This window comes from Jiangella muralis (assembly GCF_001270745.1).
Lineage (GTDB): Bacteria > Actinomycetota > Actinomycetes > Jiangellales > Jiangellaceae > Jiangella > Jiangella muralis.
The window spans coordinates 210,311-231,569 of record NZ_KQ434756.1 but is presented as its reverse complement, the minus strand read 5'-3'; the positions used below and the strand labels follow the sequence as shown (position 1 = coordinate 231,569).

14 protein-coding genes are annotated in these 21,259 nt (G+C 72.4%); 11 read left to right on the top strand and 3 right to left on the bottom strand.

Annotated features, from left to right (window positions below; all coding sequences use genetic code 11):
- The first annotated feature begins 56 nt into the window (after positions 1–56).
- Positions 57–839, top strand: coding sequence for a carbohydrate ABC transporter permease (locus ACW62_RS12990; protein ID WP_053204625.1), 783 nt, complete (start codon positions 57–59; stop codon positions 837–839).
- Positions 840–883: 44 nt separating this feature from the next.
- Positions 884–2,842 carry a hypothetical protein gene (locus ACW62_RS12985; protein ID WP_157574718.1) on the top strand — a complete coding sequence of 653 codons (1,959 nt, stop codon included), beginning with the start codon at positions 884–886 and terminating at the stop codon, positions 2,840–2,842.
- Between the two features lie 165 nt (positions 2,843–3,007).
- Here the strand turns inward: ACW62_RS12985 and ACW62_RS12980 are convergent, their stop codons facing one another.
- Both ACW62_RS12980 and ACW62_RS12975 read right to left on the bottom strand, forming a co-directional pair.
- The gene (locus tag ACW62_RS12980) at positions 3,008–3,856 is read right to left on the bottom strand and encodes a ChbG/HpnK family deacetylase (protein WP_053204520.1); all 849 of its coding nucleotides are present in this window, start codon (positions 3,854–3,856) and stop codon (positions 3,008–3,010) included.
- A gap of 232 nt (positions 3,857–4,088) precedes the next feature.
- Complete coding sequence (locus ACW62_RS12975) at positions 4,089–4,982, bottom strand: LysR family transcriptional regulator (protein WP_053204519.1); 894 nt, start codon at positions 4,980–4,982, stop codon at positions 4,089–4,091.
- 87 nt (positions 4,983–5,069) lie between these two features.
- On the opposite strand from ACW62_RS12975, the gene gabT reads away from it, so the two are divergent.
- Genes gabT through ACW62_RS12955 form a run of 4 tightly spaced genes read left to right on the top strand, consistent with a single transcriptional unit; the run spans position 5,070 to position 11,199 of the window.
- Entirely contained in the window at positions 5,070–6,389 is a 1,320-nt protein-coding gene (gene gabT, locus ACW62_RS12970; protein WP_053204518.1) for a 4-aminobutyrate--2-oxoglutarate transaminase, read from the top strand.
- A 23-nt stretch (positions 6,390–6,412) separates the two neighbouring features.
- Positions 6,413–7,831, top strand: coding sequence for an NAD-dependent succinate-semialdehyde dehydrogenase (locus tag ACW62_RS12965; RefSeq protein WP_053204624.1), 1,419 nt, complete (start codon positions 6,413–6,415; stop codon positions 7,829–7,831).
- On the top strand, positions 7,828–9,261 hold the full coding sequence (locus tag ACW62_RS12960) for an aminobutyraldehyde dehydrogenase (RefSeq protein ID WP_053204623.1): 1,434 nt from the start codon (positions 7,828–7,830) through the stop codon (positions 9,259–9,261). Before ACW62_RS12965 ends, ACW62_RS12960 begins: the two co-directional genes overlap by 4 nt.
- Before the next feature lie 6 nt (positions 9,262–9,267).
- The gene (locus tag ACW62_RS12955; protein WP_053204517.1) at positions 9,268–11,199 is read left to right on the top strand and encodes a primary-amine oxidase; all 1,932 of its coding nucleotides are present in this window, start codon (positions 9,268–9,270) and stop codon (positions 11,197–11,199) included.
- Here the strand turns inward: ACW62_RS12955 and ACW62_RS12950 are convergent.
- The gene (locus tag ACW62_RS12950) at positions 11,174–11,647 is read right to left on the bottom strand and encodes an Lrp/AsnC family transcriptional regulator (protein ID WP_053204516.1); all 474 of its coding nucleotides are present in this window, start codon (positions 11,645–11,647) and stop codon (positions 11,174–11,176) included. The two genes, ACW62_RS12955 and ACW62_RS12950, sit on opposite strands and share 26 nt — an antisense overlap.
- A gap of 297 nt (positions 11,648–11,944) precedes the next feature.
- Between ACW62_RS12950 and ACW62_RS12945 the strand changes: the two genes are divergently transcribed.
- The 5 genes from ACW62_RS12945 to ACW62_RS12925 are packed head-to-tail and all read left to right on the top strand — an operon-like array spanning position 11,945 to position 21,256.
- Complete coding sequence (locus tag ACW62_RS12945) at positions 11,945–13,390, top strand: amidase (RefSeq protein ID WP_053204515.1); 1,446 nt, start codon at positions 11,945–11,947, stop codon at positions 13,388–13,390.
- A gap of 49 nt (positions 13,391–13,439) precedes the next feature.
- Positions 13,440–14,675, top strand: coding sequence for an alpha/beta hydrolase family protein (locus ACW62_RS12940; protein WP_053204514.1), 1,236 nt, complete (start codon positions 13,440–13,442; stop codon positions 14,673–14,675).
- A 29-nt stretch (positions 14,676–14,704) separates the two neighbouring features.
- Positions 14,705–16,198, top strand: coding sequence for an ABC transporter substrate-binding protein (locus ACW62_RS12935; protein ID WP_083459707.1), 1,494 nt, complete (start codon positions 14,705–14,707; stop codon positions 16,196–16,198).
- Positions 16,191–18,416, top strand: coding sequence for an ATP-binding protein (locus ACW62_RS12930; RefSeq protein WP_053204512.1), 2,226 nt, complete (start codon positions 16,191–16,193; stop codon positions 18,414–18,416). The genes ACW62_RS12935 and ACW62_RS12930 overlap by 8 nt, the downstream gene beginning before the upstream one ends.
- On the top strand, positions 18,416–21,256 hold the full coding sequence (locus tag ACW62_RS12925) for an ABC transporter permease subunit (protein ID WP_053204511.1): 2,841 nt from the start codon (positions 18,416–18,418) through the stop codon (positions 21,254–21,256). The genes ACW62_RS12930 and ACW62_RS12925 overlap by 1 nt, the downstream gene beginning before the upstream one ends.
- The last annotated feature ends 3 nt before the right edge of the window (positions 21,257–21,259 follow it).

Here is a 21,259-nt window from a genome sequence, read left to right as displayed (position 1 = left end):
TGCGCCCGTCGACCCGGCGGCGGTGGACCCTCCCGCGGGTGGGCGCCGAGCTGGGCATGCTCGCCGTCGCCGCGATCTTCCTGTTCCCGTTCTACGTCTTCCTCACCGTGGCGCTCAAGACGCCGGCCGAGCTGGCCCGCTCGCCGCTGGCGCTGCCGTCCAACCCGGCGCTGGCCAACTTCACCGAGGCCTGGCAGCGCGGCGACCTCGGCACGGCGATGGTCAACTCCGTCGTGGTGACCAGCCTGTCGGTGGTGCTGCTGGTGACGTGCGGATCGCTGGCGGCGTACGTGCTGGCCCGGCGCGCGACCCGGTTGAGCTACGGGACGTACCTGCTGTTCCTGCTGGGCCTGATGATCCCGCTGCAACTCGGCATGGTGCCGCTGTACCAGCTGATGCGCGACCTGAACCTGCTGCAGACCTACACGTCGCTGATCATCTTCGAGATCGGGCACCAGCTGCCGCTGGCCGTGTTCCTCTACGCCGGGTTCCTGCGCGCCCTGCCCCGCGACTACGAGGAGGCGGCGCGCGTCGACGGCGCGGGGTCGCTGGCGGTGTTCCGGCGCATCGTCTTCCCGCTGCTGCGCCCGGTGACGGGCACCGTCGTGATCCTGTCGGCCATCAACATCTGGAACGACTTCCTGACCCCGCTGCTCTACGTCGGCGGCAGCCCGCAGCAGACGCTGCCGGTGGCGATCTTCGCCTTCCGCGGGGAGTTCGCCAGCCAGTGGCAGGTGATCTTCGCCGGAATGGGGATCGCGATCGTGCCGATCCTCGTCATCTACTTCCTGCTCCAGAAGTACATCATCAAGGGCTTCGCCAGCGGCATCAAAGGCTGACGGACCCCCGACCCGGCCGCGGTCGCGGCGGATACGGAGGCACCATGGCAGACGCAGGCGCACGTCCGAACCGGCGGACGGTGCTCATCGGCGGGGTAGCCGGGCTGGTGGGCGGGCTGGCCCTCACACGGCCGGCGTACGCGGACCCCGTCGCGATGACCGGTGGCGGCCCGCTGGCCCGGCTCGCGCCGCTTCCCGCCGACGCGCCCGCGCGGACGGCGTTCGCGGCGGCCGAACAGCGGTACGCGCCGTACCTGGTCACGCTGGCCGACATGGTCAACGACATCGACGACTCCGACGGCGACCTGCGCGGGTTCATGGCCGGCGGCTGGTGGCGCACCCCGGTCGAGCCGTTCAACGCGCGGATCATGGAGCACGTCGCCACGCTCGCCTGGTTCCACGGCGCCGACCGGCCGTGGAACCCGTACCGTCACGACCCCGTCCTGCTCGCCCGCCTGGACGCGGCCATCGGCTACTACCTGCGGCTGCAGCACGACGACGGCTCCTGGCCGGAGTACTCGCCGGACGAGCGGTCGCGGGCGGCCACGGCGTTCGCGCTCGGGTACCTGAGCAAGACGCTGCACGAGCTGCGCGCCGTGCGCGTCCTGCCGGAGCGCGGCGCCGAGATCAGCGCCGCGCTGCGCCGGGCCATGACGTGGTTCCTCGACCCCGCCAACACCGGCGTCTGGCAGGACGGCATGGTCGAGTTCGCGAACCAGCCCGCCGCCGGGCTGGCCGGCGCGGCCAAGGCGCTGAGCCTCGACCCGGACGCCGGACTGCGCCGGCTGCTCGACGATCGCATCGCCTTCTTCGCCGCGCACGCGCAGAGCCCGGCCGGGTTCCTCTACGAGCCGCGCGGCATGGACATCGCCTACAACCTCAATGTCACGCTCACCGAGCTGCACGAGCTCCACACCGAGATCGGCCGGCCGGTGTTCCTGCCCATGGTGCGCCGGCTCGCGGAGTGGCTCAGCTACACCGTCGTCCCCGAGCCGGACGGCGCCGGGCTGGTCTCGTTCGCCTCCGGCGCCGCGCGCACCCCCATGTACTTCCTCGACCCGGTGACGCCGGACCGGCAGCAGCGCGACCTCGGCTCGGTGTTCTCCCGCTCCGTGCCCGACCTGCGGGTCTTCTACCCCGCCCGGGAGGAGCGGGACGCGCAGCGGGCGGCGTGGGCGGCGGACCCGTCGCCGGTAGCCGCTCTGGCGCCGGGCGACACGAACCCGCGGATCCCCGCGAACATCCCGTACGGCGAGGCGTACGCGACCCGGCGGCAGCGCGACGTCGCGATCGCCGGGCTGCCCGCCGTGCGGTTCAGCCGGTTCACCGAACTGCGCGCCGACCCGCACGACCAGCACTACCTGTTCCTCCGGCGCCCCTCGTACTACCTGCAGGCGTTCCTCGGCACCCGGCCCAACGGCGTCGTGCGGGCGGGGCTCGGGCTGCTCTGGCACCCGGAGGCCGGCACCTTCGTCCACGGCGGGCAGAACTCCAACGCCGAATGCTGGGCGACGGTGCTCGCGAACGGTGGCACCGACGGCGCGTCGAACCTGACGCCGACGTATCACGACGGGCCGGTCGGCGCCGGCCCGGTCGTCGCGCCGGGCGGGGTCTCGGCGGTCCGCGGCGACCTCGGCCTGCGCTGGTCGACGACGGGCGGCAACGTGACCGTCGCGGCGCTGTTCACCGACGCCGGGCTGGTCCGGGAGATCACGACCAGCCAGGACGCGTCCGAGCAGATCCCGCTCGTCCTCCGGCCCGACGACGACGTGCGGTGGTCGACCGGCGCCGAGGTGGCCTTCGGCGCTCCGGCCGCCGCGTCGGCCACCTCGCTGGCGATCACCCGCGGCGACGTCACCCTGACGGTCGACTGGGGCGCCGCGTCCGACGCCACCCTCACGCCGTCGGCGCGGACCTACTTCCTGGACGCCTCCCGCCGGCTGCACGTCCTCCGGGTTCCGCACGGCCGCGCCGGCCGGATCGCCTACACGTTCACGTCCTAGCTGAGTGAGTCCGCTCGTTGGCTGGCCGACGTGCGCCGGGTCCGTAGCTGCCGACGATCAGGTGACGTATCGCCCAGGTTCGTCGCGGCTTTGTCACCTGATCGTTTTGTGTCCGCATCGTGGAGATGATCAGGTGACGCAACGCGCGAATGCCGGGCGGTTCCGTCACCTGATCGTTCTCGTCAGCTGGAGCGGCCGGTAGTCGATGACGGTGATGCCCTCGTCGGCGAGGACGGCGCCGGCGCGGGCCGACGTGAGGAACGCGTGGTCGGTGGCGCGCACCCGCCAGCCGCTGGGCTCGATCGTCCGCCATTCCGGGGTCGCGAGCCCCGGGTGGACGGCCCATTCGCTGAGGCCGGCGGGCAGGTCGCGCAGCAGCCGCTCGTACGTCGCCGGCTTGTCGTCGAGGTCGAGGGCGAAGCTGTCGACGAACGGGTGGTCGATGACGGGCAGGCCGCGGGCGCGCGCCGCAGCCCGTCCATCGTCGAGCCAGACGCGGGCGGCGAGGCCGTGTTCCGCGGCGAGCGCCAGGCCGAGCTCGAAGACGTCCGCGCGGCCGCCGTCGGCGAGGCAGTGCCAGTCCAGGTGGGTCGGCGCGAGCCCGGCCCGTAGCACGGTGTCCAGCTGGGCGCGCAGCTCCCGCTCGACGTCCTCGATGCGGGCCCGGGCGAGCAGCCGGTCGCGGCCGGCCGGGGTGTCGGCGTACAGCTCGCCGGTGGCCGGATCGAGCAGCGACGGCACCTGCTCCCGCGCCGCGACCGGCCCCCAGTCGAAGTCGTCGGCGTCGCGGATCAGGGTGAGGTGCACACCGAACGCCAGCCACGGCCGGTCCCGGAGCAGCCGCATCGCGTCGGCGGCGCCCGGCGGCGGCACCATGAGGCTGGCCGAGCCGGCGATCCCGTTTTCGACGGCGTCGACGACTGCCGCGTTGACGGCCGGGTGCAGGCCGAGGTCGTCGCAGTTGACGATCAGGACGCGGGCCGACGGCGCGAATCCCAGCGCCTCGATTGTCATGGACCCACGATGTCACCCGTCGCCGACGACGGAGGCCCACAGGTCCGGCGCGTCGGCGGCTGTGGCGAGCCGGCCGCCCGTGACGAAGTGCGTGACGAAACGGCCCGGCGGTACTGCTCGCCCGCCTGCCGGCAGCGCCGCTACCGATCTCAGCGGTGATGGCGCTCTTTCTGCTGCCATGGCCGCACAAAGAGCGCCATGGCTACGGCGCCGCCCGGCGCGCACGTTCCGGTCAGGTGGGTGGCAGCACCTGCGGGCCGTAGCGTTCGGCGCAGAACCGGCGCAGCCGGGCGGCGAACGACGCGAGGGTGGCGGAGGCGTGGTGGCTGGGCCGCCAGGCGGCCCAGAGGTGGATGCGCAACGCGGCGCCGTTATGGAGGATCTCCAGCGGGTGCAGGCCGAACCGGGGGTCGTCGGTGACGACGGCGGCGCCGCGGCCGGCGGCGGCGAGTGCCTGGGCGACCTGGGCGTTGGACGTCTCGACGGCCGTCTCCAGGGCGAGCCCGGCCTGGTGCAGTGCGCCGTCGAGGATCTGCCGCGTCTTGAGGTGCGGCGGCAGCACGACGACCGGCATCGTCACGAGGTCGTCGAGGGCGACGTCCGGCCGGCCCGACCAGGTGTGGTCGGCGCGGACGTAGGCGAACACCGGCAGGACGGCGATCGCCGTGCGGGCCAGCTCGCGGTGCGGCCGTTCGGTGACGATGACGAGGTCGACGCCGCGGTCGAGGGCCGCATAGGCGTCGACCGGGCTGGATTCGAGGACGGTCGGGACGGGGTCGTCGTCGCGGAGGGTGGCGAGGAACGGCGCCAGCACGTCGGTCAGCGTGGTGGTCGGCGCGGCCAGCGCGATGTGGCCGAGCCGGCCGGCGGCGAGTTCGGCGGCCGCCTGCTTGGCGTGCTCGGCCCGCACGAGGAGGTCGCGCGCGATCGGCAGGAACTCGCGGCCCGCCGCGCTGAGCACCAGCCGGCCCCGGACCCGGGCGAACAGGTCGGCGCCCAGCTCGTGTTCGAGCTGGCGCAGCTGCCGCGAGAGCGCCGGCTGGGTCAGGTGCAGCTCCGCCGCCGCGCCGCTGGCGGTGCCGACGTCGGCGGTGGCGACGAAGTAGCGCAGCACCCGGAGTTCCATCGCACCCCACAGACATGCTCAACAGGCATAGGTCGTCATGCTATCGGGTATTGGACGGCATGAAGTGGTGGACCTCACGATGGGCTCATGCCGCTGACCCAGATCCGGAAGGTCGTGACGGCCATCCCCGGCCCGCGATCCGTCGAGCTGATGACCCGCAAGGCCCGGGCGGTCGCGCCCGGCGTGGCCACGACCATGCCGGTCTTCGCCGTCGAAGCCTCCGGAGGCATCGTGCGCGACGCCGACGACAACCAGCTCATCGACCTCGGCTCGGGCATCGCGGTGACGACGGTCGGCGTCAGCGCGCCGCGGGTGGTCGAGGCCGTCGCCGCCCAGGCCGCCGCGTTCACCCACACGTGCTTCATGGTGACGCCGTACGAGGCGTACGTGCAGGTCGCCGAGGCCCTGAACCGCCTGACGCCGGGCGAGCACGAGAAGCGCACCGTGCTGTTCAACTCCGGCGCGGAGGCGGTCGAGAACGCCGTCAAGATCGCCCGTACCTACACCGGCAAACAGGCCGTCGTCGTGTTCGACCACGCCTACCACGGCCGCACCAACCTCACCATGGCGATGACGGCCAAGTCGGCGCCGTACAAGAACGGCTTCGGCCCGTTCGCGCCCGAGGTCTACCGCGCGCCGCTGTCCTACCCGTTCCGCGACGGCATCAGCGACGGCGCCGTGGCCGCGCGGCGGGCGATCGACGTCATCGAGACCCAGGTCCGGGCCGAGAACCTGGCCGCCGTCGTCATCGAGCCGATCCAGGGCGAGGGCGGGTTCATCGTCCCGGCGCCGGGCTTCCTCGCCGCGCTGGCCGCCTGGTGTACCGCGAACGGCGTGGTCTTCGTCGCCGACGAGGTGCAGTCCGGCCTCGCCCGCACCGGCGCCATGTACGCGTGCGAGCACGAGGACGTCGTCCCGGACCTCGTCGTGACGGCGAAGGGCGTCGCCGACGGGCTGCCGCTGTCCGCGGTGACCGGGCGCGCGGAGATCATGGCCGCGCCGAAGGCCGGCGGCCTGGGCGGCACCTACGGCGGCAACCCGCTGGCCTGCGCCGCCGCGCTCGCCACCATCGCCACGATCGAGGCCGACGGGCTGATCGAGCGCGCGCAGAAGGTGGGGGACGTGCTCCGCGACCGGCTGGAGGACCTGGCCGCCACCGACCCGCGCATCGGCGACGTCCGGGGGCGCGGCGCGATGATGGCGGTCGAGCTGGTCGGCCCCGACGGCGCGCCGGACGCGGCGCTGGCCCGGGCCGTGGCCGCCGACTGCCATGCCCGCGGCGTCATCGTGCTGACCTGCGGGACCTACGGCAACGTGCTGCGATTGCTGCCGCCGCTGGTGATCGGCGACGACCTGCTGCACGACGGACTGGACGTGCTCGCCGAGGCGCTGGGAGGCCAGCCGTGACGACCATCGACGCGCCCGAGGCGATGCTCATCGGCGGCCGCTGGCGCGCGGCCGCGGCCACGTTCACCGTCGACGATCCCGCGACCGGCGCCGTGCTGGCCCACGTCAGCGACGGGTCGCGGCAGGACGCCCACGACGCGGTCACCGCCGCGAGCGAAGCGGCCGCGGGGTGGCGGCGCACGGCGCCCCGGCAGCGGGCGGAGACGCTGCGCCGCGCCTACGAGCTGATGATCGCCGACGCGGACCGGCTGGCCGCGCTGATCGCGGCCGAGAACGGCAAGTCGCTGGCGGACGCGGCCGGCGAGGTCGCCTACGCCGCGGAGTTCTTCCGCTGGTTCTCCGAGGAGACGGCCCGGACGTCGGGCAGCTACGGCGAGTCGCCGGCCGGCGACACCCGCATCGTCGTGACGCACCGCCCGGTGGGCGTCGCCGCCCTGGTGACGCCGTGGAACTTCCCCGCGGCGATGGCCACCCGCAAGATCGCCCCCGCGCTCGCGGCCGGCTGCACGGTCGTGCTCAAGCCCGCGTCGCAGACCCCGCTGACGGCGCTCGCCGTCGCCCGCATCCTGGCCGCGGCCGGCGTCCCCGACGGCGTGGTGAACGTGGTCCCGACCACGGACTCCCGCGGCGTCGTCGCCGCGTGGCTGGCCGACCAGCGGGTCCGCAAGATCTCCTTCACCGGCTCGACCGAGGTCGGGCGGGCGCTGCTCAAGCAGGCCGCGGACCGGGTGGTGAACTCGTCGATGGAGCTGGGCGGGAACGCCCCGTTCATCGTCACCGAGGACGCCGACCTCGAGGAGGCGGTCGCCGGCGCGATGGTGGCGAAGTTCCGCAACGGCGGGCAGGCCTGCACGGCCGCCAACCGGTTCTACGTCCACGCGGACGTGGCCGACGCGTTCGTCGCGAAGCTCGGCGCGGCCGTCGAACAACTGACCGTCGGACCGGCCGCGTCCGGCGCGCAGGTCGGCCCGCTCATCTCGGCGACCGCCGTCGAGGACGTCCGGGCGCTGGTCGACGCGGCCGTCGCCGGCGGGGCGACAGTGACCCATCGCGCCGCCGTGCCCGCGGGGCTGACCGGGCACTTCGTCGCCCCGGTCGTGCTGTGCGACGTGCCGCCGGACTCGCCGGTCGTCACCGAGGAGATCTTCGGGCCGGTCGCCCCGATCGTGACCTGGCGACACGAGGACGAGCTGCTGGGCATGGTGAACGGCAGCGAGTACGGTCTGGCCGCATACGTCTACGCCGGTGACCTGCGGCGGGCGCTGCGCCTCGCCGAGGCTGTCGACGCGGGCATGGTCGGCGTCGGCCGCGGGCTGGTCTCCGACCCGGCGGCGCCGTTCGGGGGCGTGAAGCAGAGCGGGCTCGGCCGGGAGGGCGCCCGGCAGGGCCTGGAGGAGTTCACCGAGACCCAGTACTTCAGCATCGGATGGAGCGGCGCATGACCACGGTCCAGAACTTCGTCGGCGGCGAGTCGGCGCCGGCCGCGTCGGGCGCGACGATGCCCCTGGTCGATCCGTCCACCGGGGAGACCTACGGCGACGCGCCGCTGTCCGGCGAGGCCGACGTCGCCGCCGCCTACGGCGCGGCGGCGAAGGCGTTCACCGGGTGGCGGCGCAGCACGCCGGCCGATCGGCAGAAGGCGTTGCTCGGTCTCGCCGACGAGGTGGAGCGGCACGCCGACGTGCTGGTGGCGGCCGAGGGCCGCGACACCGGCAAGCCGGCGCACCTCACCGCGGCGGAGGAGATCCCGCCGATGGTCGACCAGCTCCGCTTCTTCGCCGGTGCGGCCCGGGTGCTGGAGGGCCGGTCCGCGGGGGAGTACCTGGCGGGCCACACCTCGTGGGTCCGCCGCGAGCCGATCGGCGTGATCGGCCAGGTGACGCCGTGGAACTACCCGATGATGATGGCGGTCTGGAAGTTCGCGCCCGCCATCGCGGCCGGCAACACGGTGGTGCTCAAGCCGAGCGACACCACGCCGGTGACGACGGTGCTGCTGGCCGAGCTGGCCGCGCGGCACCTGCCGCCGGGCGTGCTGAACGTCGTCGCAGGTGACCGGAGCACCGGCGCGGCCGTCGTCGCCCACCCGGCGGCGCAGATGGTCTCGATCACCGGCTCGGTCGCGGCCGGGCGCGCGGTGGCGGCCGGCGCCGGTGAGCGGCTGCAGCGCACGCACCTGGAGCTGGGCGGCAAGGCGCCGGTCATCGTCTTCCCCGACGCCGACCTGGCGGCCGCCGCCGCGACCATCGCCGAGGCCGGCTACTTCAACGCCGGCCAGGACTGCACCGCCGCCACCCGCGTGCTCGTGCACGAGTCCGTCGCCGCCGACTTCACCGCGGCGCTGACCGAACAGGCGGCGCAGGCGCGGACCACGTACGGCGCGCCGGCCGGCGACGAGGACGCCTGGATCCCGCCGGTGAACAACGCCCACCAGCTCGACCGCGTCCTCGACGCGATCGGCCGCACGCCCGACCACGCCACCGTGACCACCGGCGGGGCCCGCCAGGGCAGCACCGGCTTCTACGTCGAGCCGACCGTCATCGCCGGCCTGCGCCAGGACGACTGGCTCACCCAGCACGAGATCTTCGGCCCGGTCATCACGGTGCAGACGTTCGGCACCGAGGACGAGGCCGTCGCGCTGGCCAACGGCGTCGAGTACGGCCTGGCCTCCTCGGTGTGGACGGCGAACGTGCAGGTCGCGTTGCGGGTCTCGGCCGAGCTGGACTTCGGCTGCGTCTGGATCAACACTCACATCCCGCTGGTCGCGGAGATGCCGCACGGCGGGTTCAAGTCCTCCGGCCACGGCAAGGACCTGTCGGTCTACGGCCTGGAGGACTACACCCGCATCAAGCACGTCATGGCGTCGCTGGGCTGACACACTGTGACCGTGCACCCGCTGGACCCACTGACGGCGGAAGAGATCGACCTCGTCCGGGAGCTGCTGACGTCGGCGCACGGTGTCGGCGCGGGCTGGCGGTACGCCTCGATCGAGGCCGTCGAACCGGCCAAGCCGGACCTCGCGGCGTACGCGGACGGCGGGCCGGTGCCGCCCCGGCGGGCCGAGGTGGTCTGCTTCCAGCGCCTCGACGGCTCGACGTACCGCGCTCGCGTGGACCTCGCCGCCGCGGCCGTGGAGTCGTTCGAGCCGGTGCCCGGCGTGCAGCCGAACTTCACCATCGACGAGTGGGAAGAGTGCGACGCCATGCTGCGCCAGCACCCCGACGTGGTGGCGGCGCTGGCCGGTCGCGGCATCACCGACCTGTCGATGGTCTTCATCGACACGTGGACGTACGGCGGCGCGCTGGTGCCCGACGCGTACGCCGGGCGCCGGCTGGGCTGGTCGGACGTGTGGGTGCGGCGGGTGGCCGGCGGCAACCCGTACGCGGGCCCCGTCAACGGGCTGCACTTCGTCGTGGACGTCGGCGCGATGGAGCTGCTGGAGATCGAGGACACCTACGCCGTGCCGCGGCCCGAGATCATGGGCGAGTACCGCCCGCACCTGCTGCCGGAGGCGTTGCGCGGGCATCGCCCGCCGCGCGCGCCGCTGGAGGTGAGCCAGCCCGGCGGCCCCGGATTCAGCGTCGACGGGCACGAGGTCAGCTGGCAGAACTGGCGGCTACGGGTCGGGTTCAACCACCGCGAGGGCCTGACGCTGCACCAGGTCGGCTACCGCGACGCCGGCCGGGAGCGGCCCATCGCGCACAAGCTCTCGTTCGCCGAGATGATGGTCCCGTACCGCGACCCCGGCGTCGACCACTACCGCCGCACCGCCTTCGACATCGGCGAATGGGGCCTGGGCTTCCTGACCCAGTCACTGAAACTGGGCTGCGACTGCCTGGGCGAGATCCGCTACCTCGACGCGGTGATGCACGACTCCGCGGGCCGGCCGTACGCGATCCCGAACGCGATCTGCCTGCACGAGGAGGACTCCGCCGTCGGCTGGAAGCACGTCGACCATGACGGCGCCGCGGAGGTACGGCGGCAGCGGCGGTTCGTGGTGTCCTTCCACGTCACCGTCGCCAACTACGAGTACCTGACGTACTGGCGGTTCTACGAGGACGGCAGCATCGAGTGCGAGGTGCGCGCCACCGGGATCATGGTGGTGTCGCACGTCCCCGAGGGCGCCGCCCATCCGCACGGGACGCTCGTCGACACCCGCACCTACGCGCCGATCCATCAGCACTTCGTCGTCGCCCGGCTGGACCTCGACGTCGACGGGACGGACAACACGGTGGTCCGCTCGGAGACGGTGACCGACCCGATCGGCCCGGCGAACCCGTACGGCCTGGGCGTCCGGCAGGTGAAGGCGCCATTCGTCGTCGAAGGGCCGGACGACTACGCGTGGGAGACCCAGCGCGCGTGGTCGGTGGTCAACCCGGCCGCGCTCAACGCGCACGGCACGCCGGTCGGCTACAAGCTGGTGCCGGGCGCGGCGATCCCGTCGTTCTTCGACCCCGCGTCGCCGGTGTTCCAGCGGGCCGAGGTGGTCGGCCACACCGTCTGGGTCACCCCGAACGACCCGGACCAGCGCTGGCCGGCCGGCGAGTTCGTCAACCAGGGCGGTCCCGGCATGGGCATGCCGGAGTGGGTGTCGGCGCGACGTTCGACCGACCGCACCGACGTCGTGCTGTGGTATGTGTTCGGCATCCACCACATTCCGCGCCCCGAGGACTGGCCGGTGATGCCGGTGGACACCATCTCGTTCTGGCTCAAGCCGTCGGGGTTCTTCGACCGCAACCCCGCGCTGGACGTCGAGCCGCACCCGGCGCCGCACTGTCACGCACCGGTCACACCGCCCCCCACGAGTACGTGACCTTCTCGATCTTCAGGTAGGTGAACAGCTCGGTGCTGCGCACGCCGGGGGTGCGCCGGATGACGTCGTTGAGGATGCGCAGCAGCTCGCCCGGGTCGCGGCCGAGGACCTCGATGAGGATGTCGTAGCGCCCGGCCGACAGCACCACGTAGACGACCTCCTCGACCGCCGCCAGTGCCGACGCGACCTCCTGGAGGTCGCCGTCGACGTTGATGCCGATCATGGCCTGGACGTCGAAGCCCATCTTGAGCGGCTCGGAGACGGCGACGACCTCGATGGCGCCGCTGTCGATCAGGCGCTGGACGCGTTGCCGGGCGGCCGCGCGGGACAGGCCCACCTGGGGGCCCAGCTTGGAGTACGCGACGCGTCCGTCGACCTGGAGGACGCGGATGATCGCCTTGTCGATCTCGTCGAGCTCGACCTGCTGCGGACGCGATCCGTTGACCACGACGGCCTCCTTGAGTGGACGTTCTGCAGGGGCAATCCAATCGCACGAAATCGGCCCGCGCAACCGAACAATGCGCTCGCAGAAAGGTAGCTCAGCTACCGATATGAACACACGCGCTGCCGCGATGGACCGATCAAAACGCTCATGAAACGTTGCGGAATCAATCTAATGAATCGTCAGCCAAGATCTAGCCGCCAAAAAGCTTGTCACGCTCTGATCTGAGCGCCATACTGATGGCTCGTTCGAGATGCCGGTACCGACAGGAGACTGACGTGTCCGAGCCGTTGAAGCCGAACCATGACTGACATCCCCACGCTGGACGCCGTCGGACAGGCCGAACTGGTCCGTTCCGGCGAGGTGACCCCACACGAACTGCTCGACGCGGCGATCAAGCGGATCGAGCAGGTCAACCCGCAGGTCAACGCCGTCATCACCACGATGTACGACGAGGCTGCGGCACAGATCGAGGCAGGACTGCCGGACGGCCCGTTCACGGGGGTGCCGTTCCTGCTCAAGGACGGCGGCGCCGTCGGGTACGCCGGCACCCGGCTGACGTCGGGCAGCCGCTACCTGCTCGACAACATCTCCGCCGAGGACGGGCCGCTCACCCGCAGGTACCGGGCGGCCGGGCTGGTCTGCTCCGGCAAGACCAACCTGCCGGAGTTCGGCCTGCAGCCGACCACCGAGCCGGAGGCGTTCGGCCCGACCCGCAACCCGTGGAACCCCGCGTTGACGGCCGGCGGGTCCAGCGGCGGCGCGGCGGCCGCGGTCGCGACCCGCATGGTGCCGATGGCCAACGCCAGCGACAGCGGCGGGTCCATCCGGATCCCCGCGTCGTGCTGCGGCGTCTTCGGCATGAAGCCGACGCGGCTGCGCATCGCGTCCGCGCGCCGGCACCTCGGCGTCTCCATGCGCATGGCGTTCCTCAGCGAGAACTCGATCACGCTGTCGGTGCGCGACTCCGCGGCGCTGCTGGACGCCACGGCCGGGCCGGCGCCCGGCGATCCGTTCATCGCGCCGCGGCCGGAGCGGCCGTACCTCGAGGAGGTGTCCCGCGACCCGGGCCGGCTGCGCATCGTCGTCAGCCGCCGCTCGCCGCTGGGCACGCCGCTGGACGACGACACGCTGGCCGCCGTCGATGACGCCGCCGCGCTGTGCGAGAGCCTGGGGCACATCGTCGAGGAGGGTGTGCCGACCCTCGACGTCGGCGGCCTGTCCGGCCCGTTCGCCGCCGTGTCGGCCGGCGGGCTGGCCTGGGACATCGCCCGGCTGGAACGCTCGACGGGCAAGCCGGCCGTCGAGGAGCTGTTCGAGCCGGCCACCTGGGAGCTGATCCAGCGCGGCCGGTCCACGACCACCTCCGTCAGCGACTTCATGGACGCGCTGGCCGAGCTGCAGACGCTGTGCGACGAGCTGGCGGCGTTCCAGGCGCCGTACGACCTGTGGCTCACCCCGACCACGGGCAGCACGCCGCCGCCGCTGGGCACCTTCGCGTCGACCGCCGACGACCCCGCCCGCGGCATGCGCGCGTCGGCCGGGTTCGTGGCCTTCACCTCGCTCATCAACGTCAGCGGCCAGCCGGCCATGACCGTGCCGCTGTACTGGACCGACGACGGTGTGCCGATCGGCGCGCACTTCGTGGGGCCCTACGGCGACGAGGGGATGTTGTTCCGCCTCGCCGCGCAACTCGAGCAGGCCCGCCCGTGGGCCGGCCGTATCCCGCCACTCGGCGTCGCCGCCTGAAGCACCGGCGACCGACACCGTCGACACCCCGACGAGCTAGGAGCGCCCGATGACCGCCGCCGTACCCTCCGTCAACCCGCTCTTCCCCGGGCAGCACTGGACCTCGCACCAGTTCATCGCCGACGAGGTGATGGACGACCAGTTCAAGCACCAGCTCGGCATGATGTTCTTCGGCATGTCCGACCTCGGCGAATGCCTGGAGGTGGCCCGCTCCATCGTCGTCGATGACGAGGAGAGCTGGATCCAGGCCTGGACGCCGATGGCGCGGGCCCTGCAGGACCGCGCCGAGTCCGCCGAGGCCGCCGGCCGCACCGTCACGGCGGCCGACTGCCACCTGCGCGCGGCGACCTACTGGCGCGCCGCGCTCATGCACTTCGGCCCGCCCGACGACCCGCGGATGGCCGAATACGCGCAGCGCAGCTACCGGCACTACGACCGCTATCTGGAGCTCAGCGGCTACCCGGGCGAGTACCTCGCCATCCCGTACGAGGGCTCGTTCCTGCCGTCCTACCTCTACCGCAGCCCGGTCGCCGGCCCGTCGGCGCCGCTGCTGATCTTCTTCCAGGGCCGCGACGCCTGGCCCGAGGACACCCGGTGGGTCTACGACGGCGCGATCCGCCGCGGCATCCACTGCCTGGCCGTCCAGTGTCCCGGCCAAGGGCTGGCGCTGCGGCTGAACGGACTGCCGTTCCGGCCGGACTGGGAGAACGTCGTGACGCCGATCGTCGACGTCGCGGTCGGTCTGGACGGCGTCGACGCGGACCGGCTGGCGCTGATGGGCCTGAGCTTCGGCGGCTACCTGGCGCCGCGAGCGGCCGCGTTCGAGAAGCGGCTGAAGCTGTGCATCGCCGACCCCGGCGTACTCAGCTGGTGGGCCAGCATCAGCGCGGGCCTGCCGCCGTCGCTGATCGAGGCCTACGCCGACGGCCCGGAGGTCTTCAACGCCGCCGCCGCGACCATCGCCGCCCAGTCGTCGACGGCCGGCTGGTTCCTGCGCGACTCGTGCTGGAAGCACGGCGTCGACACGCCGTACGAGTTGATGAAGGAGTTCGAGGCCTGCGACCTCACCGACGTCGCCAAGCTGATCGAGTGCGAGACGCTCGTGATGGACGGCGTCGACGAGCGCTTCTCCACCGGCCAGGCCGAGCAGCTCTATGAGGCGCTCGAGTGCCCCAAGGAGCTGATGCTCTTCGGCACCGAGTCGACCGCCCAACTGCACTGCCAGAACGGCGCCACCGCCACTGCTGCCGAGCACCTCTTCGACTGGCTGGCCGACCGCCTGTAGCGGGCGCCCTCATCTACGGAGAGTCCCTCATGCGTCCTGACGGATTACGAGCCTGCGCGCTCGCCCTTGGTTGTCTGATCGTGGCCGGCGGCTGTTCGGGCGTCGTCCGCAGCACCGACGACGACCCCGCCGCCGCACCGTCCTCGTCGGCGCCGGGCGTCGCCGAGTCGTTCGACAGCCGGTTCACCGGCACTGAGACGTTCTGCACCGCGGACACCGCCAGCCACCAGCCGGAGGAGGTCGAGCCGGGCGTCACAGCCGACTCGGTGGTCCTGACGAACGTCCGGCTGCGGCTGGAGGACCTCGTGGAGGTCGGCTTCGCCGAGGACGTCGGCGACACCGCCGACCAGGTCGAGACGTTCGTGCGCATCGTCAACGAGGAGTGCGGCGGCATCAACGGGCGCCTGATCGAGCTGAACACCGTCGAGCTCGCGGTGCCCGGGTTCGGCGCCACCGATCCGCAGGTCGAGGCCCAGCAGGCGTGCACGCTGATCGCGAAGGACCAGCACGCCCTCGGCGCCTTCTCCTTCACCGGGGTCGGGAACCCGCTGGCCGGGTGCCTCACCGGACCCAACGACGTCATCTACGTGACGACGTACGACCTCAGCGCCCAGGACTTCGACGCCGCCGACGGCATGCTCTACTCGGTCAACCACTCGCCGGCCGACATCCTCGGCTACGCCGCCCGGGAGCTGGCCGACGAGCTCGAGGGCCGTCCGATCGGCGTCGTCTACACCGACACCGAGCCCAACCCGCAGGTCGTGCAGGAAGGGCTGGTCGCCGAGCTGGAGCGGCTCGGACTGGACGTCGCCCGCGTCGACGCGATCGGCTGCGACGCCGGCAACTGCACCGACGGCCTGATCGAGTCGGTGCAGGGGATGCGCGCGGACGGCGTCGAGGTGGTGTTCCCGCTGCTCGACACCATCACCATGCCCACGTACCTGGGCGAGATGGTCACGCAGGGCTTCCAGCCCGGCGACGTCGAGTTCGTGAACACCAGCTTCCAGGCCCAGGACAGCGAGCTGGTCACCGGCAAGATCGTCCAGTTCGCCGGCGAGGCCGCGGCCGCGCTCTACAACGGTGCCACGATCGTCTCGGGCAGCCGGGCCGGCGAGCACCGCCTCGACGACTTCGTCCCGGACCCGTTCGTCGAGATGTGCAACCGCGTCTATGCCGAGTACAGCGACGTGATCGACGCGCCGTACGACCTGCTCGACGACGCGGACAACCTGCGGGCCAGCAACGTGGCCTCCAGCTGTTCGGGGGTCCGGCTGTTCGCCCGGGCGATCGAGGCCGCGGGGGAGAACCCGACCCGGCAGGACGTCGCGGCCGTGCTGGCCGGCTTCGGCGACTTCGACCACGGCGAGTCGCTGCCGGCGAGCTTCGGGCCGGGCAAGCCGACCGGTCCCGACGCGATCGTGATCGAGCGGTTCCACCATCCCTGCCCGGCGGAGTTCGGCAGCGACGCCCCGCAGTGCATCGTCCCCGAGACCGACTTCCTCCCGCTGCCGGCCGATGACTGAGCCGACGGAGCCGGAGGGGCCGCTGACCGCGACGCTGACCGCGACGGTCCTGGCGGAGGAGTCCCGGCGGCAGGAGGCGCAGGACCAGCGGTCCGAGCCGCTGGTGCTGCCCGACGAGCTGCTGCCGGCGGTCGGCGCCGCGGAGCTGTCGCTGCGGGAGACGCTGCGCCGCGGCGGCTGGGCGATCGTGACGCTGGCCGTGCTGCTCGTGGTGATCGAGCAGCTGAGCCGCGAGACCACGAACGTGCTCGCGCCGGACATCCGCGCCTACTTCGGGCTGTCCGACACCGGGCTGATGGCGCTGGCCAGCTTCGGCGGCATCGCGCTGGTGCTCGGCGCGGTGCCGATGGCGTGGCTGGCCGACCGGGTGCCGCGCAAGTACGTCGTGGCCGGCTCCGCCGCGGGCGCGGCGATCTGCCTGGTCGCGGCGGCGCTGGCGGGCAACACGTTCCAGCTGTTCCTCGCCTACTCGGGCATCGGGCTCGCGGCGGCCTACTCCACGCCGGTGTTCGGCTCGCTCATCTCCGACGGGTATCCGCTGGAGGGCCGCGGGCGGATCTTCTCGCTGCACGCGATGGCGACGCCGCTGGGCCTGGCGCTCGGGCCGTTCACCGCCGGGAGCATCGCCACCGTGGCCGGCGGCGCGGAGGGCTGGCGGTGGGCGTACCTCGCCCTGGCCGTTCCGGTCGCGGTCCTGGCGGTCGCGGCGCTGGTGTTCCTCCGCGAGCCGGTGCGCGGGCGGTACGAGCAGGAGACGATCACCGGCGAGGTGCTGGACCAGGGTGATCGCGGCGGCGAGCTGCCGATCACCATCGGGACGGCGTTCGCGCGGATGAAGAAGATCAAGACCTTCTACTTCATGTGCCTCGGCATCGGCGCGCTCGGGCTGGCCCTCATCACCGTCCCGCTGCAGCTGACGTTGCTGCTGCGGGACGAGTACGGGTACGACGCCTTCACCCGCGGCTGGATCCTGTCGCTCTGCCAGCTCCCGTCGATCGTCGCCATGCTGATCGCCGGCCGGCGGTTCGACCGGACGTACCGGGTCGACCCGGCCCGCACGATGCGGGTGGCGGGCTACGCCATCGTGGCCTACGGCGTGCTGACGCTGGTCGCGCTGCGGCTGCAGCAGCCGGCGTTGCTGCTGGTCTGCTACGCGCTGGCGACCGCGTTCACCGGCATGGCGCTGGTGGCGATCAACCCGCTGGTGGCCTCCGTCGCGCCGTACCGGCTGCGGGCCCAGGCGTTCGCGATCGTGCCGATCTTCACGTTCCTGATGGGCGGCTTCCTCGGCGCGCTGGTGGTGGGCGCCATCTCCGACGCGCACGGCCAGCGGCTCGCGCTGACCATCGCGGTGCCGGTGTCCACGATCGCCGGCGGCTACCTGTTCCACCGCGGCGCCCGCTACCTGCGTCAGGACATCTCGCGGGCGGTCGAGGAACTGCTGGAGGAACAGGAGGAGCGGCGCCGGATCGCCGCCGACCCGCGGCACACCCCGGTGCTGCAGGTGCGCAACCTGGACTTCAGCTACGGCACGGTGCAGGTGCTGTTCGGCATCGACCTGGAGGTGGCGCGCGGCGAGGTGCTGGCGCTGCTGGGCACCAACGGCGCCGGCAAGTCGAGCCTGCTGCGGGTCATCAGCGGCCTGGGCATCCCCGACCGCGGCGTCGTCCGGCTCAACGGGCGTTCGCTCACCTACGCCGAGGCGGAGTTGCGCTTCCGCGCCGGGGTCGTGCAGCTGCGCGGCGGCGCGGGCGTCTTCCCCGAGCTGACGGTGACGGAGAACCTGCGGACCGCCCTGCTCACCACCGACCTGTCGCCGGCGGAGGCCAAGGACCGGATCGACCGCGCCCTCGGCCGGTTCCCGGCGCTGGCCGACACCCGGCAGCGCCGCGCCTGTGACCTGTCCGGCGGCCAGCAGCAGATGGTCGCGCTGGCGATGACGCTGGTGCACGAGCCGGAGCTGCTGATCATCGACGAGCTCTCGCTCGGACTGGCGCCGGTCGTGGTGCAGGAGCTGCTCGCCGTCGTCGAGGAGCTCAAGCGCGAGGGCACGACGATGATCATCGTCGAGCAGTCGCTCAACCTCGCGCTCGCCTTCGCCGATCGGGCGGTCTTCATGGAGAAGGGCCGGATCATGTTCGAGGGCTCCGCCGCCGAGCTGGCCGGCCGCGACGACCTCGTCAGAGCCGTGTTCCTCGGCGAGACGCGGGGGTCGTGATGATCGACGTCTCCGCACAGCTGCTCGTCAACGGCGTGATCGTCGGGCTGGTCTACGCGATCCTGGCCGCCGGCTTCGTGCTCGTGTACCGCGCGACCGGCGTGCTGAACCTCGCCCAGGGCGAGATGGGCGCGTTCGGCGTGGCCGTGTTCTGCTACCTCAGCGCGGGTCTCGGCGTGCCGTACTGGGTGGCCTTCGCCCTGGCCATCGCGGCGACCGCGATCGTCGGTCTGGTCGTCGAACTCTCGGTGATCAGGCGGCTGTTCACCGCGTCGCGGCTGGTGGTGCTGATCGCCACCATCGGCGTCGCGCAGGTGCTGATGGTGGCAAGGATGTCGCTGCCCAAGAGCGGCTCGGAGCAGGCGTTCCCGCTGCCGTTCGAGCTGTCCTGGCAGCTCACCGACTCGATCCTGATCGTCGCCCGGGACGTGCTCGTGGTCATCGTGGCGCCGGTGACGATTCTCGCGCTGGCCCTGTTCATGACCAGGTCCAAGTGGGGGCTGATGGTCCGGGCGACCGCCGCGAACCCCGACACCGCCCGCGTGTTCGGCCTCAGCGTGAAGACGACGTCGTCGATCGTGTGGACGCTGGCGGCCGCCTTCGCCGCCGTCACCGCGATCATGATCGCGCCCATCCAGGGCATCACCCCGGGCACCATCATCGGGTCCGGCGCCGCCGCGGTGGGCCCCGGCCTGCTGGTGCGGGCGCTGCTGGTCGCGCTGATCGCCCGGATGAGCTCGCTGCCGATGACGCTCGTCGGCGGCCTGATCGTCGGCGTCGGCGAGAGCGTGCTGCGCGGCAACGTCGACCAGGCGAACCGGTCCGTCGTCGACCTGTGGATCTTCGCCGCGACGATCGTCCTGCTGCTGTTCTGGGTCCGCGGCCGACGGGGTGAGGCGGCGCTGTCGCTCGGCGCCCGGGTGGCGGCGGTGCCGGAGCGGCTGCGGCGGCTCTGGTACGTGCGGCACCTGAACACGATGGGCTTCGTCGTGCTGTTCGCGCTGCTGGCCGTCATCCCGCTGGTGTTCACCCGGCAGAGCCAGCAGTTCGTGTGGACCGACGTGCTGGTGTTCGCGATGATGGCGCTCCCGCTGTCGATGCTGACCGGCTGGGCCGGCCAGTTCACCCTCGGCCAGTTCGCCTTCGTCGGCCTCGGGTCCGGCGTCATGGTCATGGTGACGCACGGCACCGAACTGCCGTTCCTGCCCGGGTGGGGGCTGCAGCTGTCCTGGTGGACGGCGCTGCTGGTGGCCACCCTCGTCGGCGGCGCCGCGGCGCTGCTGGTCGGGCTGTCCGCGGCGCGCATGCGCGGCCCGTTCCTGGCCGTCGTCACGCTGGCGTTCGCCGTCGCCGCCTCGACCTGGATCTTCCGCCAGGCCTGGTTCACCGGCTCGCCGTGGTCGACGACCACGCCCTACATGGAGCCGCCGGAGCTGGGCGGCCTCGACTTCTCCGACCGCCGCACGTTCTACTTCCTCTGCCTGCTGGTCCTCGGCCTCATGGTGGCGGTCCTGTGCCTGATCCGGCGTGGCGGCATCGGCCGCGCCATGATCGCCGTCAGCAACAACGAGGACATGGCCGCGGCCGCGACCGTGTCGCCGGTCCGGATGAAGCTGATCGCGTTCGGCCTGTCCGGCGCGATGGCGGCGCTGGCCGGCTGCCTGTTCATCACGTTGCGGGTCGAGGTGGTGCCCGGCAGCACCTTCACCCCCGACGTGTCGCTGCTGCTGATCTCGGCGACGATCATCGGCGGGGTCGGCTCGGTGGCCGGCCCGATCCTCGGCGCGCTGTTCGTCCGCGGGCTGCCGGCGCTGTTCGGGGACCTCGACGAGGTGCGCCTGCTGACCAGCGGCATCGGTCTGCTCATCCTGCTCATGTACTTCCCCGGCGGGCTGATGCAGGTCGTCTACGGCGTCCGGGGTCTCGTCCTCGGCGCGATCGGCGCACGCACGGAACCGGAGCCGGTGCCCACCCGCCCGGCGACGGCGACCCCGCGACCTCGCGCGGACGCGCCGGACGAGACCGCGGCGCCGTGGCTGCGGCTCACCGGCCTGAGCGTGCGCTTCGGCGGCAACCGCGCCGTCGACGGGGTGGACCTGGAGGTCCGGCCCGGCGAGCTGGTCGGCCTGATCGGCACCAACGGCGCCGGCAAGTCGACGCTGATGAACGCCGTCAGCGGCCTGGTGCCGTCGACCGGGACGATCGAGCTGCTCGGCGCCGACGTCAACGGCCTGCCGGCCTACCGCCGGCACCGTCGTGGCCTCGGCCGCGGCTTCCAGGCGGCCCGGTTGTACCCCGACCTCACGGTGCGCGAGACCGTCATGGTCGCCCTGGAGGCGCGGTCGCGCACGCTGCTGCTGCCCTCGATCACCGGGCTGCCGCCCGCGCCGGCCGCCGAACGGCGCAAGCGGGCCGCCGCCGACGACGTGATCGACCTGCTCGGGCTCGGCCACTTCGCCGACGAGTTCACCGCGAACCTCTCGACCGGGACCCGCCGGATCGTCGAGCTCGGCTGCCTGATCGCGGCGGACGCGAAGGTGCTCATGCTCGATGAGCCCACCGGCGGCGTCGCGCAGCGCGAGACCGAGGCGTTCGGGCCGCTCATCGTCCGGATCCAGCGCGAGCTGGGCGCGTCGCTGCTGGTCATCGAGCACGACATGCCGTTGATCATGGCGATCTCCGACCGGGTGTACTGCCTCGAAGCCGGCCGGGTGATCGCCGAGGGGACGCCGGAGCGGATCCGGCACGACCCCGCCGTCATCGCGTCGTACCTCGGCACCGACGAACGGGCCATCCAGCGATCGGACCAGTTGTCCTCGTCCACCCCCACAGCTTCGTGAAAG

Excerpts from the sequence above, each read along its gene's own strand:
- ACW62_RS12990 (WP_053204625.1), top strand. The coding sequence starts at position 57 with ATGCTCGCCGTCGCCGCGATCTTCCTGTTCCCGTTCTACGTCTTCCTC.
- ACW62_RS12985 (WP_157574718.1), top strand. The coding sequence starts at position 884 with ATGGCAGACGCAGGCGCACGTCCGAACCGGCGGACGGTGCTCATCGGC.
- ACW62_RS12980 (WP_053204520.1), bottom strand. The coding sequence starts at position 3,856 with ATGACAATCGAGGCGCTGGGATTCGCGCCGTCGGCCCGCGTCCTGATC.
- ACW62_RS12975 (WP_053204519.1), bottom strand. The coding sequence starts at position 4,982 with ATGGAACTCCGGGTGCTGCGCTACTTCGTCGCCACCGCCGACGTCGGC.
- gabT (WP_053204518.1), top strand. The coding sequence starts at position 5,070 with ATGCCGCTGACCCAGATCCGGAAGGTCGTGACGGCCATCCCCGGCCCG.
- ACW62_RS12965 (WP_053204624.1), top strand. The coding sequence starts at position 6,413 with ATGCTCATCGGCGGCCGCTGGCGCGCGGCCGCGGCCACGTTCACCGTC.
- ACW62_RS12960 (WP_053204623.1), top strand. The coding sequence starts at position 7,828 with ATGACCACGGTCCAGAACTTCGTCGGCGGCGAGTCGGCGCCGGCCGCG.
- ACW62_RS12945 (WP_053204515.1), top strand. The coding sequence starts at position 11,945 with ATGACTGACATCCCCACGCTGGACGCCGTCGGACAGGCCGAACTGGTC.
- ACW62_RS12940 (WP_053204514.1), top strand. The coding sequence starts at position 13,440 with ATGACCGCCGCCGTACCCTCCGTCAACCCGCTCTTCCCCGGGCAGCAC.
- ACW62_RS12935 (WP_083459707.1), top strand. The coding sequence starts at position 14,705 with ATGCGTCCTGACGGATTACGAGCCTGCGCGCTCGCCCTTGGTTGTCTG.
- ACW62_RS12930 (WP_053204512.1), top strand. The coding sequence starts at position 16,191 with ATGACTGAGCCGACGGAGCCGGAGGGGCCGCTGACCGCGACGCTGACC.
- ACW62_RS12925 (WP_053204511.1), top strand. The coding sequence starts at position 18,416 with ATGATCGACGTCTCCGCACAGCTGCTCGTCAACGGCGTGATCGTCGGG.